We start from the raw sequence: 15,081 nt of genomic DNA on the forward strand, positions 1-15,081 counted from the left end.
TCAGAGCTGGGCGCTCGCGGACACCGCCGCGAGGTCGAGGTCGCCGGTCGCGACGCGGCGCACCACGTCGATCAGGAGGCGGCGCTCGACGGGCTTGATGCGCTCGTGCAGGGCGTGCTCGTCGTCGCCGGGGAGTACGGGCACGCGCTCCTGGGCGAGGATCGGCCCCGAGTCGACCCCGTTGTCGACGATGATGACGCTGGCCCCGGTCTGTGCCACGTCGGCGGCGAGTGCGTCGCGCACCCCGTGCGCACCGGGGAACTCCGGCAGGTACGCCGGGTGGGTGTTGATGATGCGCGGCGACCAGGCGTCGACGAGGTCCGCCGGCAGCAGGCGCATGAGGCCGCTCAGCACGACGAGGTCGGGCCGCCACACGTCCAGCTGGGTGCCGAGCTCGGCGCCCCACTCCTCGCGGCTCGCGAACTGCGTGAACGGCACCATGAACGTGGGGATGCCGTACTCCTCGGCGTGCCCGAACCCGTCGGCCTCGCGATCGGCGCCGACGACGACGATGCGGGCGGGGAAGTCGGGGTCGGCCGCCGCGTCGAGCAGAGCGCGCAGGTTGGACCCCGTGCCCGAGATGAGAACAGCGACCGTCAGCACCGGCCTAGTCTAATCGGAACCTTCCCTCGCGCCGGGCGGCGTCACTCCCACCCAGCGCTCTCCCCGGGCGTCGCCGACCGGGGCAGGTCGATCGGTTCGGTCGTCGCCTCCGATGTGACAGGAGGGGACGGATGCTGCGCCCCTGCGTCGCCCCCCGGCACCGCGCCGCCTCTCCGGGCGGTGAACGCGGCGACCGCAGCGAACGCGGCCGCCTCCGGGGGTTCGGGGTGCGGGTCCTCGTCCTGCGGGACCGGTTCGACCGCGGCCGGCGTCGGCGCGGAGTGCTCCGTGGCCGAGCGCCCGCCGGCGGATCGCGGCGACAGCAGCAGGATCGCGGCGCCGAGCAGCACCTCGAGCCCGACCGCCAGCGCGACGGGCCCCGCATCGGGCCCGAACTCGGCGAGCCGCCCGGGTCCGAGCGAGCCGGATGCCGCCCACGCGAGCAGCGCTGCCGCGCCCCCCGAGAGCAGCGCGATGCCCGCGGTCACGACAAGACGTGCCGCGATCGGATCCTCGGGGACATCGACGTGGCGGTCGAGAGGCGCCACCGTGGCGGGCTCCGCCGGAGCCGCCCCCGACAGCAGCCCGCTGAGCGCCGCCGTCTTCCCGGCATCGAACCGCGACGACGCCGGACCGGCCGAGGGCGCGGGATGCGGCATCCGTTCGCGGGAACCTCCCCCCGCGTGCAGGAGCCGCGAACGCGCGATCCACCCGGCGAGCCCGCCGAGGGCGATGGGCAGCAGGGCGAGCAGGAGCAGCCACGACGTCGTCGATTCGGGCACGGCGCCCAGCGCCGGCAGGCCCGGGATGACGCCGACCTGCGTGCCGGCGGGCGAGACCGAGGTCCCGGTGCCGACGGCGAAGCCGGGTCCGGCGGCGAAGCTCATCCCCCACACCGCGAGGGTGGGCACGTAGGCGAGCTGCGCGAGCGTGATGACGGTGGCGCCGAGCGGGTCGACGTCTCCGGCCTGGAACAGCGCGACGATCTGCCCCGCGCGAGCGAACAGGGCGACGGCAGCCACTGCGGCGCCGATGCCGACCAGTCCGACCACGACGACGGCCGTCCCGCGCGCGACGAGCGCGGGCACCTCCCCCCAGCCGTGCGGCGCGGCCTCGACGCGGTCGCGCAGGCGGGCGATCGCGCCGGAGCCGGCCTCGGACCACTCCGTGACCGCGGCGGCGACGACGGCGGGAACGGCGAACAGCAGCGTCGGAACGAGGATCGCCTGCCATTGCTCGGCGCGCGCGACGTCGTTCGCCCCGGTCAGCGCGGCGCCGGTGGTCAGCACGGCGAACACGGCACTCGAGGTGAGCACACCGGTGAGCCACGCGTCGGCGTGCGAGGCGCGGGTCCCCGAGCGGGCGGCGAAGATGACCGTGAACCCGGCGAACGCGAGCGGGGCCAGGGACAGGACGAAGGATGCTGCGCCCGCATCGATCCCCGTCGCAGCGAGGTAGTCGGGCGGCAGCGTGATGGCGAGCGGCACGAGATTGCCGAGCTGCCAGACCGACACGGCCGCCGGCCACAGCACACCCCAGTCCGCTCCGCCGCCGAATCCGAACACCCACAGCAGGGTGAGCGGAGCGAGGGTCACGGCAAGACCGACGGCCGCCGCGATGACGGCGTCGATGGAGGCGAGAAGGGCGACGATGAGGCGATGCATGCGCCATCGACCCTACTTCGGCGCACCGGCTCGGGGGCGGCGCCCGCGCGCGCGGTCGAGGCATCCGTCCAGCGAATCCTCAGGTTGGGAGGGAGCGACTAACGTTTCACCTCGGAGGTCCCCCCACATGAGTACAGCCGAGTCCACGGCGCCCAATGCCCCCGCCGAAATTCCCGACACCGAGCCCCCGGAGCCGAAGAACGGCGTCGACCGGTTCTTCGAGATCACCAAGCGCGGATCGACCATCCCCGCCGAGATCCGCGGCGGTGTCGTCACCTTCGTGACGATGGCGTACATCGTCATCCTGAACCCCATCATCCTGTCCAGTGGCACGGATGTCGCGGGCGCCACCCTCGGGTTCACGCAGGTCGCCGCGACCACCGCACTGACCGCCGGCGTGATGACGCTGCTGTTCGGTCTCGTGACCCGCCTGCCCTTCGCGTTCGCGGCGGGCCTCGGCATCAACTCGTTCCTCGCGGTGTCGGTCGTCGGGCAGGTCACGTGGCCCGAGGCGATGGGCCTCGTCGTCATCAACGGTCTGATCATCGTCCTGCTGGCCGCCACGGGCCTGCGCCGCATGATCTTCGACGCCGTGCCGATCCAGCTGAAGCTCGCCATCACGGTCGGCATCGGACTCTTCATCGCGTTCATCGGCTTCGTCGACGCCGGCTTCGTCACCGCGACGGGTGCGTCCTCTCCCCCGGTGGGGCTCGGCGTGAACGGCTCCGTCGCGACGGTGCCGACGCTCATCTTCGTCTTCACGCTGCTGCTCACCGGCATCCTGGTCGCCCGCAAGGTCAAGGGCGGCATCCTCATCGGCCTCGTCACGGGCACCATGGTGGCGGTGATCGTCGAGGCGATCTGGAACATCGGCCCGAAGTTCGACGGCGACGAGGTCGACCCCGGAGGTTGGGGGTTGTCGGTCCCCGAGCTGCCGTCATCGCTGGTCAGCGTCCCCGACCTGTCGCTCGTCGGCCAGGTGTCGTTCGGATCGTTCGAGCGCATCGGCGTGCTCGCCGCGCTCATGCTCGTCTTCACGCTCGTCTTCACGAACTTCTTCGACGCCATGGGCACGATGACCGGTCTGTCGAAGGAGGCCGGCCTGGCCGACGAGAGGGGCGATTTCCCGCGCATCAGGTCGGCGCTCATCGTCGAGGGTGTCGGCGCGGTCGCGGGTGGTTTCACGTCCAGCTCGTCGAACACGGTGTTCATCGAGTCCGGCGCCGGCATCGGCGAGGGCGCCCGCACCGGCCTCGCCAACGTCGTGACCGGTGGCCTGTTCCTCGTCGCGATGTTCTTCACGCCGCTCGTGTCCATCGTGCCCACCGAGGTCGCGGCATCGGCTCTGGTCATCGTCGGCGCGCTGATGATGTCGCAGATCCGCTTCATCGACTTCTCGGACTTCTCGGTCCTGCTTCCGGTGTTCCTCGCCGTCACGGTCATGCCGCTCACCTACTCGATCGCGAACGGCATCGGCGCGGGCTTCATCTCGTGGGTCGTCGTCCGGTCGCTGTCGGGCAAGGCGCGCGAGATCAGCCCGCTGCTCTGGATCGTCGCCGCGGGCTTCGTGCTGTACTTCGCGCGCGGACCGCTCGAGACCCTGCTCGGCTAGGTCACATCGGAGGGGACGGATGCTGCGCGCCGCGGTATTCGTCCCCTGCGGCGTTTCGCGGGACGTGGGTGCCCGGGTCTGGGGCGCGCGGCGTCCGCTTGGGGCGCGCGGGACGCGCCCCGAGCGGACGGGGTGCGCCCCAAACCCCAGGGGGATGGAGTGGGGTCAGCGCAGCGGGGTCCAACCCGGGGGTGTCGGGCCGTCGCCGGCGGCGCGCTCCCTGTCGGCGCGGGCGGACCAGCCCTGCGCAGCATCCGTTCCGTCGAACCCTCCGCGCGCGACGCGGAAGCCGACGTCGTCGTGGTGCATGCGCGGGGCGCCACCGCGCCGTGTCGAGGCGCGGACGCTCCAGGCGTCGTCGGCGAACCCGCCGCCGCGGAAGACGCGGTAGTCGGCGTAGCGGGCGGGGTCGAGCAGGTCCCACGTCCACTCCCACGCGTTGCCGAGGGTGTCGAAGAGGCCGTTGAGGTTGGGCAGTTTGCCGCCGACGTTCTGCGGAGCCGTCACGCCGTCGGCGCTCGTCCACGCGACCTCGGCGAGCGGGCCGTAGTGAGGGCCGGTCGAGCCGGCACGGCAGGCGTGCTCCCACTCGGCTTCGGTGGGAAGCCGGAAGCCGTCGGCGTCGACGTGCCACGTGACGTCCTCGCCGTCGAACGAGTACGCGGGATCGAGGCCCTCCCACTCCGACGCGGCGTTGCAGAACCGGATCGCGCGCAGCCAGCTGACGTCGGTCGCTGGCCGGCGCGGGTGCGACGCGGGCTCGCCGAGAAGCTCGGCGAGCTGCTCCTGGGTGACGGCGTAGACCCCGATCTCGAAAGGCTCGAGCTCGGTGCTCCAGCGCGCCTTGCGACGTGCGTCGTGCAGGGTGACCGTTCCGCCGGCGATGCGGGCGAGTTCGATGTCGGTCACCGCGGAAGTATCCCACGGCGCGGAAAGGTGGTGACGGTCAGGGAGCGCGACGCCAAGAGCCGGAGGCGGGCATCTCTCCGCCGAACAGCTGTCGCACGGTGACGAGCTGGAACCCCCGGTCGAGGAGCCCGTCGAGGACGGCTCCGGCCGTACGGGCGGTGGGTGCCTGGGTGTCGTGCTGGAGGATGATCGACCCGGCGCGCGGCTGCTCGACGGCCCGCGCGATGAGCACGTCGTCGGTGGGTCCCTGCCAGTCGAGGGTGTCGATGTCCCACAGGATCGCGGGCATGCCGGCAGCGGCGAGCACCCGCGGACCGAACTCGCCGTACGGCGGACGGAACGCGGTGATGTCCTGGCCAGAGACAGCCTCGAGCGCCCGCGTGGAATCGACGATCTGGGCGGTGATCTGGGCGTCGGTCAGCTGCGGAAGATGCGGGTGGTTCCACGTGTGGCCCTCGAGCTCGTGGCCGTCCCTGGTCATGCGGGCAAGGGTCTCGGCGAAGCCCTGCGCGTTCTGGCCCATCGCGAAGAACGTCGCCGCCGCGTCGCGGGACGCGAGCTCGTCGAGGATTCCGGCCGTGTAGGCGGACGGGCCGTCGTCGTAGGTCAGCGCGACGCACGGCACGAGTGCGCAGTCCACGGCGCGCGCTCCCGCCGGCGCCGCGACGGGCCCGCGGTAGGGCTGCCCCGACGAGGCCAGCACGCGCGCGCCGAGCGAGGAGACGAGGCCGGCCGCGACATCGGTGGGAACGACGATCTCGAGGGGCTCCGTGGTCGGCGGCGCGCCGAGCCCGGTGAGATCGGGCGCGGTGAAACCCGGCGCAAGGGTGATGACGAACCCATCCTCCGAGGGGACGGTCGTCGCCAGCGCGTCCCGGATCGTCGCCAGCTGTGCGTCGTCGCCGACCACCACCGGGCGCTGACTGAGCGCGCCCGCATCGCGGCGCAACGCGTCGACGATGTGTGCGCCGAGCGCGGCCGCCGCGCCCTCGGCCCAGAGGCCGTCGGCCGTCACCGTCTCGCCGGTCGCGACGTCGGTATACAGCGTCGTGATGGCGTCGGAGTGGACACCGGCCTGGTCGCCGCTGACCACGCGGATGCGCTCCCCCACGATCGACCCGCCCGCGGCGACGATGCCGCAGACCACGGCCGTCCCCGCGCCGCCCGCCGGACCGAAAGCGGCATCGGCCAGGAGCTCGGCAGCCGGGAGCCGCGTGCTGCCGGCGGCACAACGGCGATCCCCGAGCCCGGAACCCACGGGCGAAGGAGTGGGTACGAACGCCGTCCCCGACGCGACCACGCGGTCTGCGATCGCGCCGCGGACGAACTGCTCCACCTGGGCGTTGAACGGGTCGGTGGCGGCGCCGGCGGGGAGCAGCGCGACGCGTGCCTGGATGCCGACCGCGTCGTTGCGCACGCGCAGCGGCACGATACCCGCCCCGAGCGGCCCGTCGGCGGTCGCCGAGATCTCAGGGACCGGATCGGTCGCGTGCACGACCTCCGGCGCCCGGGCCGGGGGTTCCCATCCCTCGCGGGACGCGGGCGCGCACGCCGACAGTGCGAGGACCGCGGCGGCCAGCGCGGCCGTCGCCCACCGGGCCTTCATCGCCGGATGCCTTCCAGCAGATCGCCGATGGCGGTGCGGTACTCCGCCGGCTCATCGCCCTCGGCGGGGTGCACCTGCACGACGACGCGCACGCTGGGCGCGGCATCCGGCTCCCCCACTCCTGCGACGACTCCACCGTCGTCGAGATCGACATGGACCGCGGTCAGGCCGGACGCGAGCAGTTCCGAACGCGAAGCGCCCACGCCGGCGTCGGCGACGACGTCGCCGGGTTTCTCGTCGACCGACTCGAGCCTCGCGCGCAGCGCGCCGTCGGGCGTTCGCACCGTGATCGCATCCGCCGAGTCGCGCGTCACGACCCAGTCGGCGGGCACGACGACCGAGCCGCCCCCCAGATCGGTCGGAGCGCTCCCGTCCGACACCTCGCTCGAGAGATTCGCGATCGTCGGCGGAACGGCGACGATCGCGGCGATGGTGACCGCCGCGAGTACGACGGCAGCGGCCGCGCAGGCGAGCGCGATCTCCCACCGCCGTGCGGTGGATCCGACGCGTGCGTCCCCCGACACGGACACCCCCTGACGGGGCCGAGTCTAGGAGCGGGGCATGCCCGGGTCGCTCAGGAACGCCTGAGTTTCGCGAGATCAGTCCTCGCGCGGCTCGAGCAGGAAGATCGCGATCTGGCGGTCGGTGCGCTTCTGGTAGTTGTCGTAGTCGGGCCAGACCTCCGCAGCCCGCGCCCACCACTCGATGCGCTCGTCGCCCGACAGCTCGCGCGCGGTGTAGTCCTGCTTCGCATCGGCGTCCTGCAGCTCGACGTGGGGCTGCCGCCGCATGTTCTCGGCCCACCTGGGCTCGTCCGGCGCGCCGCCCTTCGACGCGACGACGGCGTAGCGGCCCTCGTGCTCGACGCGCATGAGCGCCGTCTTGCGCAGGGCTCCGGACTTGGCGCCGACGGTGGTCAGCACGATGATCGGCACGCCGCGCAGGGTGTTCGCCTTCTCGCCGTTCGACGCCTCGAACGCCTCGGCTTGTCTGCGGGCCCAGTCGGACGTGGACGGCTTGTACTCTCCGGTCAGCGGCATGCCACCAGCGTATGGCGGCGGAAACCCCGTTCGGGCCGCGTTCGATTCGTCGTCCGGCGATCCCGCAGGCTCCGGCGGACGCCTCGACCTCCTGCCGTCAGCGGAGGAAACGACGGGGGGACGGATGCCGCGGCCCTGGGCCGCAGCATCCGTCCCCCTTTCTCGAGCCGGTGAGGTCAGAGGCTCTCGATGATCTCGCGCATGAGCGAAGCGGTCTCGGACGGCGTCTTGCCGACCTTGACGCCGGCGGCCTCGAGGGCCTCCTTCTTGGCCTGCGCGGTGCCCGCGGAGCCCGACACGATGGCACCGGCGTGACCCATGGTCTTGCCCTCGGGCGCGGTGAAGCCCGCGACGTAGCCGACGACCGGCTTGGTCACGTTCGCCTTGATGAAGTCGGCCGCACGCTCCTCGGCGTCGCCGCCGATCTCGCCGATCATGACGATCGCCTTGGTCTCGGGGTCGGCCTCGAACGCTGCCAGCGCGTCGATGTGCGTCGTGCCGATGATCGGGTCGCCGCCGATGCCGATCGCGGACGAGAAGCCGATCTCGCGCAGTTCGTACATCATCTGGTACGTCAGGGTGCCCGACTTCGACACGAGACCGATCGGCCCCTTGCCGGTGATGTTGGCGGGCGTGATGCCGACCAACGACTCGCCGGGCGTGATGATGCCGGGGCAGTTCGGGCCGATGATGCGGGTCTTGTTGCCCTTCGACTGCGCGTAGGCCCATGCCTCGGCGGTGTCGCCGACGGGCACGCCCTCGGTGATCACGACAAGGAGGGGGATCTCGGCGTCGATGGCCTCGACCATGGCGCTCTTGGTGAACGCGGGCGGCACGAAGGCGATCGAGACGTCAGCACCGGTGGCGTCGATGGCCTCCTGCACCGAGGCGAAGACAGGGAGCTCGACGGGGTTGCCGTCGGCGTCGGTGTGCAGCACGGTGGTGCCGGCCTTGCGGGCGTTCACGCCGCCGACGACCTGCGTGCCGGCCTTGAGCATGAGCGCGGTGTGCTTGGTGCCCTCGCCGCCGGTGATGCCCTGGACGATGACCTTGGAATCCTTGTTCAGGAAGATCGACATTTCTCTGTTCCTCGTTCTTTCGGATTCTCAGATCAGGCGTGGGCGAGCTCGGCGGCCTTGTCGGCGCCCTCGTCCATCGTCTCGGCCAGGGTCACGAGCGGGTGGTTGGCGTCGCGCAGGATCGCCCGGCCCTCCTCGACCTTGTTGCCGTCGAGGCGCACGACCAGCGGCTTCGAAGCCGACGAACCGAGCTCGGCGAGCGCGCCGACGATGCCCTTGGCGACCGCGTCGCACGCGGTGATGCCGCCGAACACGTTGACGAACACGCTCTTGACCTGCGGGTCGCCCAGGATGACGTCGAGGCCCGCCGCCATGACCTCCGCCGAGGCGCCGCCGCCGATGTCGAGGAAGTTGGCGGGCTTCACGCCGCCGTGGTTCTCACCGGCGTACGCGACGACGTCGAGCGTCGACATCACGAGGCCCGCGCCGTTGCCGATGACGCCGACCTCGCCGTCGAGCTTGACGTAGTTGAGGTCGTTGGCCTTGGCCTTCGCCTCGAGCGGGTCGGCGGCGTCCTTGTCTTCGAGCAGCGCGTGACCGGCGTGACGGAAGTCGGCGTTCTCGTCGAGCGAGACCTTGCCGTCGAGGGCGATGACGTCGCCCTCCTCGGTGAGCACGAGCGGGTTGACCTCGACGAGCGTCGCGTCCTCGCCCTTGTACACGTTGTAGAGCTTGACGAAGACGTCGCTCACCTTGTCGACCAGGTCGGCCGAGAAGCCGGCGGCCTCCGCGATCTCCACCGCCTTCGCCTTGTCGATGCCCGTTCCGGGGTTGACGTCGATGCGCGCGAGGGCCTCGGGGCGCTCGACGGCGAGCTCCTCGATCTCCATGCCGCCCTCGACGCTGCACAGCGACAGGTACGAGCGGTTCGCACGGTCGAGCAGCACCGAGAAGTAGTACTCCTTGTCGATGCGGGCACCCTGCGCGACCATGACGCGCTTGACGACGTGACCCTTGATGTCGAGGCCGAGGATGGCCTGAGCGGCCTCGTAGGCCTCATCGGGCGTCTTGGCGACCTTCACGCCGCCGGCCTTGCCGCGACCGCCGGTCTTGACCTGGGCCTTGACGACGACGACACCGCCGATCTTCTCGGCTGCGGCACGCACCTCCTCCGGCGTGTCCGCGACGATGCCGGCGAGCACCGGCACCTCGTACTTCTCGAAAAGGTCTCGTGCCTGGTACTCGTACAGATCCACAGTGATTTCCTTCGCAGGTGGCGAATGGGGGTGGGGACGACGCGGAAAGCGTCTCGACGTCGAGATATCGACCAGTCCCCCAGCCTACTACCGGTCATCGTCCGGTTCTGACCGCAGCGACGCGCCGCGGCGTTCCGAAGAGCTGAACGGATGCTGCGATCCCACGCCCGCGGTCACCGCGCGGTCGTGGCCTGCGGCGTCCGGACTTCGGCGGGGTCGTCCTCGAGCTCCTCGCCGGGAACGCGGGGAAGGCGCGGGAGGTCTCGGAGGGCCGGCCCCTCGATGCGCGACCCCTCTGCCGTGAACCGCGACGCGTGGAGCGGGCAGTCCCACGTGAGTTCGGCGTCGTTCCACCGCAGCACACCGCCGAGGTGGGTGCAGACGGCGCTCACGGCGCACGTGCGCCCGTCGACCGTCGAGATCCCCACCGGCTGACCGGCCCGGTTGGCGACGACACCCTCCCCCTCGGCCGGGCGGGGCACCGGGGTGGGCACGCCCTGAGCGCCGATCCATCCCGATGCCGCCTCCCACCCGACCCGCAGGTTCTCCACCCCGCCGCGGGCGAGATCGGCGGGCACTGTGAACCGCGTGGAGATGACGTTCATCCACTCCGGGCGATCGCGGCGTGGCACCCTGCAGATCTCCGCCGTCAGCCGCAGCGCCGCAGCCGGCGCGTTCGACAGCCCCCACTTCGCGTAGCCGGTGGCGAACCGGATGCGACCGAGCGCGCGCGGCATCGCACCGACGAAGGGGATGAGGTCGTGCGATGCGTAGTCCTGCGCCGACCACGAGGCGACGGGTTCGGCGCCCGGGAAGTGGTACTGCGCCCACGACACGAGGCCCTCCACGCTCGCGAGCGGGGAGGCCGCGCGGCCGACAGGGAAGCCGTTGCCGCCCACGATCAGCTGCGCGACCTCGGCGGGGCCGTCTTCGGGAGTGATCGAGCGCACCGACTTGGTCTCGCCGTCGACCGAGATGTAGAGCCCTTCGGGGAGGGGTCCGTCTGTCGCGAACGCCACGCACGACGAGCGCAGCCCGCGCACCTTGGCGAAGTAGAGGCCCCGGTCGGTGATCGGGGTCGCCGTGGCGAGCACGACGTGGTTCGCCGCGAGGAATCCTCTCGTCGTCTCGATTCCGGACCATGGCACGGCGTGGACGCGCGTGACGCGCACGCCCGTGTGCAGCGTGCCTCCCTCGCGCAGCAGCGCCTGGGCGAGGGCGATGAGGAGACGCTGCGGATCGATCGCGACCTGGCGGTCGAGCGCCACCGCGTCGACCATGTCGAACGGCGACTGCGCGAGCTGGTCGGGTTCGACCCGCCGCACCGGGAGCCCGGCCTCGACGGACGCGTTCAGCTCGGCTTCGATGCACGCGACGCCTTCCGGCGTCTGCGCGTACGAGTACGCCGCGCGGCGCGAGTAGGGCACACCGAGCTCGTCGGCGATTCCTGTGAGCCACTGCGCACCGTCCTGGTTGGACTCGACGTACGCGCGCACCAGCCGCGCCGAGTGGTGCCGGCGCAGGCTCGAGAGCACCGCACCCTGCAGGAGCGACAGCTTGCCGGTGTTGGCTCCCGAGGCGAGCCCTCCCACCTCCCCCGCCTCCACCACGGCGACGTCCATGCCCCGGCGGGTGAGGAGCAGCGCGGTCGACAGGCCCGTCAGGCCCGCTCCGACGACCACGACGTCACGCCGGCGGCCGGACGCGAACGGGGTGCCCACGACCTCTGGGGCGTCTCTCTTCCAGATCGGCGTCATGACCACAGTGAACTCCGGTGCCGCACACACGGCGACGGGGTTGACAGTGGCCGACCGAGCCGCCCGGGCGAAACCGGCGCCGCGGCGCGCGCAGGCATGCCCGCGCCGGCCGCAGCGCGCGCATTAGGCTCTCCCCGAGATGTCCGACACCGCTGCCGCCTCCGCCAACCAGGCCGCCTCCCGCGCGGCCGTGGTCGCCGCCGCGCTCGAACTGTTCGCCGAGCAGGGGTTCGATCAGACCTCGGTGGAGCAGATCGCCCAGGCGGCCGGCGTATCGCGCTCGACGTTCTTCCGGCAGTTCGGCGGCAAGGACGACGTCGTGTTCACCGACCACGAGCTGCTGCTCGAGCGCCTGCGCGAGTTCCTGGCGCAGCCGCACCGCGATCCGTGGGCGGCCGTGTGCGAGGCATCCGTCTTCGTGTACGCGCACTTCGCGGCGGACCCCGAGCTCGCCCGGCGGCGCTACGGGGTCGTCCGAGGCGTGCCGGCACTGCGCGATCGCGAGATCGTGACGGTGTTCCGGTACGAGCGCCTCTTCGACGAGTATCTGCGCGCGTCCCTGCCCGGTCTCGACCCGCTGGACGCTGTCGGGTTCTCGGCTCTCATCACCGCGATCCACAACCACGTGCTGCGCCGGCTCATCCGCGGCCCGAAGAAGGTGCCCGTCTCGGTCCTCCGCACGGCCCTCGACGACGCCCGTCGCCGCTTCGGAGTACTCCCCGACAGCGAGGCGGATCCCGCCGCCGAGCAGGTCGTCGTGGCCGTGTTCCCGCGTGCGATGCCGACCGCCGAAGTGGCCCGCCGGCTGCGCGAGCGACTCGACGGCTGAATCCGCGGCGCGTCGGCGGAATTCCTCGTCGCAGCGCCGTGGTGCGACGGTATGTTCGAGCCATGAGCACCGTGGACAGCTCGCCCGGAACGGCAGGGAACGCCCCCTGGTACACGCAGGATCCAGACACCGTGGTCACCGCGCTCCGCAGCGACCGCGACCGCGGGCTGACGGCCGCCGACGCCGCACAGCGGCTCGCCGAGCACGGCCCCAACTCGATCGCGGCCGAGAAGCCGCCGTCGACGCTGCAGGTCGCGTTGCAGCAGCTCGCCGATCCCATGAACGTCATGCTGGTCGCCGTCGCGATCATCAGCCTCTTCATCAACCAGGTGAGCGTCGGCATCCTCGTCGGCGCGCTGGTGGTGCTGAACATCGTGCTCGGCACCCGGCAGGAGCTCAAGGCGAAGGCATCCGTCGACGCCCTCGCCAAGATGCAGATCCCCCAGGCCAAGGTCGTCCGCGACGGGTCGCTCTTGCAGGTCGACGCGACGACCCTCGTGCCGGGCGACATCGTCGCCCTCGAGGCCGGCGACATCGTGCCGGCCGACGGGCGCATCGTGCGCTCGGCGACGCTCGAGACGCAGGAGGCGGCTCTCACGGGTGAGAGCGCACCGATCCCGAAGGACGCCGGCACCCTCACCGACCCCGAGACGACCCTCGGCGACCGCACCGACATGGTCTTCCAGAACACCCAGGTGACGCGAGGGACGGCGACGGTGGTCATCACCGACACCGGCATGCAGACGCAGATGGGCCAGATCGCCTCGATGCTCTCGGCGGTCAAGCCGGCCAAGTCGCCGCTGCAGCGCGAGCTCGACTCCCTCACCGGCGTGCTCGGCTGGATCGCGTGGGGCGCGGTGGCGATCATCATCATCACGGGCCTGCTGCGCGGCCAGGAGATCACGTCGGTGATCCTGCTCGGCATCTCGATGGCGATCTCGGCGATCCCGACCGGCATGCCCTCGTTCGTGCAGGCGATGCTCTCGTACGGCTCTCGCCAGCTCGCCGAGCACAAGGCCGTCGTCAAGAACCTGACGGATGTCGAGACGCTGGGCGCGACGAGCGCCATCAACTCCGACAAGACCGGCACGCTCACGATGAACGAGATGACGGTCGAGTCGCTGTACTACCGCGGCGAGTGGTTCACCGTCGCGGGCTCCGGCTACGAGAAGTCCGGCGAGGTGCGCCATGTGGCGGGCCTGCCCGTGCCGCAGTTCCACCAGCTCGCGCTCGGACTCACCCTCTGCAGCGACGCGACCGTCTCCGACGACGGCGCCGTGATCGGCGACCCGACCGAGGCCGCGCTCGTCGTGCTCGCCGCCAAGCTGGGCGCCGACGCGGAACTCACCAGGGCGAAGTTCCCGCGCATCGCGGAGGTGCCGTTCGACTCGGCCTACAAGTTCATGGGCACCTTCCACGAGATCCCGGTGGAGGGCGTCGAGACCGTCGTGGGCTACGTCAAGGGCGGACCCGACGTGGTGCTCGACCGCTGCAGCTCGGTCGCGACAATGGAGGGCGTCGTGCCCATCGCCGACCGCCGCGACGCGATCCTCGAGGCGAACCGCTCGCTCTCGGAGCAGGGCCTTCGCGTCCTCGCGTTCGCGTTCCGCCGCTTCGCCCCCGATGCGCCTGTCGCCGACGACCCCATGGCGGCAGTCTCCGATCTCACGTTCGTCGGCCTCGTCGGCATCATCGACCCGCTGCGGCCGTCCTCGAAGGAGGCCGTGCGCATCGCGCGCGAGGCCGGCATCGAGGTCCGCATGATCACGGGCGACCACGCGATCACCGCCGCGGCGATCGGCGCGAAGCTCGGCCTCGGCGAGGGCGCCGCGAGCGGCGCCGAGATCCAGGCGATGAGCGACGACGAGGTGAAGGCGGCGCTGCCGCGCCTGCACATGTTCGGCCGTGTCACCCCGGAAGACAAGCTGCGTCTGGCCCGTCTCATGCAGGAGCAGGGTGCGGTCGTCGCGATGACCGGCGACGCCGTGAACGACGCCGCCGCGCTCAAGCAGGCCGACATCGGCGTCGCGATGGGCTCCGGCAGCGACGTCACGAAGCAGGCGGGGAAGATGATCCTCGTCGACGACAACTTCGGCACCCTCGTGACCGCGGTACGTCTCGGCCGCTCGATCTACGAGAAGATCGTCAGCTACGTCCGGTTCCAGATGTCGCAGCTCTTCTCGCTCGTGCTGCTGTTCCTCGTGGCGAGCATCTTCGACATCAACGACGGCGTGCCGCTCACGCCCATCATGGTGCTGTTCCTGAACTTCTTCATCGCCATCTTCCCGGTCATCGTGATCCTCCTCGACCCCGTCCCCGACGGCATCATGCTGAAGCCGCCACGCGACCCGAAGAAGACCATCGCCAACGCGGCCGCGGTCACGCTCTGGTTCGTCTACGGCGGTCTCATCTTCATCACCACGCTCGTGCCGCTGCTCATCTACCCCGACCTGCTCAGCTCGACCGAGCCCAACGTGCCGGTCACGATGGCCTTCGTGGTCTGCGCGCTCGGCTCGATCTTCGGCGGGCTCGTCATGCGGCGCGACCCCGAGTCGGGTCTCGCCGCCCCAATCATCGACGCGGTGAAGTGGCTGTCGATCCCGCTGGCCCTCACGGTCGTCGCGGTCGAGGTGCCGTTCATGCAGCGCCTCGTCGGCACGACGAGCCTCTCGGGCAACGAGTGGCTGATCGCGCTCGGCCTCGCGCTGCTCGTGCCCGTGCTGATCGAGCTCGAGAAGTGGATCCGCCGGGCACGACTCCGCCGCCGCGCCGCGCAGGCCTGACGT

12 protein-coding genes are annotated in these 15,081 nt (G+C 71.3%); 3 read left to right on the top strand and 9 right to left on the bottom strand.

The window, feature by feature from the left end; genetic code table 11:
• Entirely contained in the window at window positions 1-603 is a 603-nt protein-coding gene (purN, locus tag MRBLWH7_RS08910; RefSeq protein ID WP_342001304.1) for a phosphoribosylglycinamide formyltransferase, read from the bottom strand.
• Window positions 604-644: 41 nt separating this feature from the next.
• The gene (locus MRBLWH7_RS08915; protein WP_342001306.1) at window positions 645-2,267 is read right to left on the bottom strand and encodes a DUF6350 family protein; all 1,623 of its coding nucleotides are present in this window, start codon (window positions 2,265-2,267) and stop codon (window positions 645-647) included.
• Window positions 2,268-2,394: 127 nt separating this feature from the next.
• On the opposite strand from MRBLWH7_RS08915, the gene MRBLWH7_RS08920 reads away from it, so the two are divergent.
• The gene (locus tag MRBLWH7_RS08920) at window positions 2,395-3,879 is read left to right on the top strand and encodes an NCS2 family permease (protein ID WP_342001308.1); all 1,485 of its coding nucleotides are present in this window, start codon (window positions 2,395-2,397) and stop codon (window positions 3,877-3,879) included.
• A 165-nt stretch (window positions 3,880-4,044) separates the two neighbouring features.
• Here the strand turns inward: MRBLWH7_RS08920 and MRBLWH7_RS08925 are convergent, their stop codons facing one another.
• From MRBLWH7_RS08925 to MRBLWH7_RS08955, 7 genes are all read right to left on the bottom strand, one after another.
• A complete protein-coding gene (locus MRBLWH7_RS08925) occupies window positions 4,045-4,788 on the bottom strand; it encodes an SUMF1/EgtB/PvdO family nonheme iron enzyme (RefSeq protein WP_342001310.1) in 744 nt (247 codons plus the stop codon).
• A gap of 37 nt (window positions 4,789-4,825) precedes the next feature.
• Window positions 4,826-6,394: a polysaccharide deacetylase family protein gene (locus MRBLWH7_RS08930; protein WP_342001311.1), complete on the bottom strand. Its 1,569-nt coding sequence runs from the start codon at window positions 6,392-6,394 to the stop codon at window positions 4,826-4,828.
• The gene (locus MRBLWH7_RS08935) at window positions 6,391-6,918 is read right to left on the bottom strand and encodes a hypothetical protein (RefSeq protein ID WP_342001312.1); all 528 of its coding nucleotides are present in this window, start codon (window positions 6,916-6,918) and stop codon (window positions 6,391-6,393) included. Before MRBLWH7_RS08935 ends, MRBLWH7_RS08930 begins: the two co-directional genes overlap by 4 nt.
• Window positions 6,919-6,993: 75 nt before the next feature.
• The gene (locus MRBLWH7_RS08940) at window positions 6,994-7,434 is read right to left on the bottom strand and encodes a nitroreductase family deazaflavin-dependent oxidoreductase (RefSeq protein ID WP_342001313.1); all 441 of its coding nucleotides are present in this window, start codon (window positions 7,432-7,434) and stop codon (window positions 6,994-6,996) included.
• Window positions 7,435-7,610: 176 nt separating this feature from the next.
• Window positions 7,611-8,513: a succinate--CoA ligase subunit alpha gene (gene sucD / locus MRBLWH7_RS08945; protein WP_342001315.1), complete on the bottom strand. Its 903-nt coding sequence runs from the start codon at window positions 8,511-8,513 to the stop codon at window positions 7,611-7,613.
• Between the two features lie 32 nt (window positions 8,514-8,545).
• Window positions 8,546-9,709, bottom strand: a complete 1,164-nt coding sequence (gene sucC / locus MRBLWH7_RS08950) for an ADP-forming succinate--CoA ligase subunit beta (RefSeq protein WP_342001317.1) — start codon at window positions 9,707-9,709, stop codon at window positions 8,546-8,548.
• A 173-nt stretch (window positions 9,710-9,882) separates the two neighbouring features.
• Complete coding sequence (locus tag MRBLWH7_RS08955; protein ID WP_342001319.1) at window positions 9,883-11,466, bottom strand: FAD-dependent oxidoreductase; 1,584 nt, start codon at window positions 11,464-11,466, stop codon at window positions 9,883-9,885.
• Between the two features lie 139 nt (window positions 11,467-11,605).
• Between MRBLWH7_RS08955 and MRBLWH7_RS08960 the strand changes: the two genes are divergently transcribed.
• Together MRBLWH7_RS08960 and MRBLWH7_RS08965 are read left to right on the top strand one after the other, a co-directional pair.
• Window positions 11,606-12,295, top strand: a complete 690-nt coding sequence (locus tag MRBLWH7_RS08960) for a TetR family transcriptional regulator (protein ID WP_342001321.1) — start codon at window positions 11,606-11,608, stop codon at window positions 12,293-12,295.
• A 62-nt stretch (window positions 12,296-12,357) separates the two neighbouring features.
• Window positions 12,358-15,078, top strand: a complete 2,721-nt coding sequence (locus MRBLWH7_RS08965) for a cation-translocating P-type ATPase (RefSeq protein WP_342001323.1) — start codon at window positions 12,358-12,360, stop codon at window positions 15,076-15,078.
• Window positions 15,079-15,081: the final 3 nt, after the last annotated feature.

The organism is Microbacterium sp. LWH7-1.2, assembly GCF_038397755.1.
Taxonomy (GTDB): Bacteria; Actinomycetota; Actinomycetes; order Actinomycetales; family Microbacteriaceae; genus Microbacterium.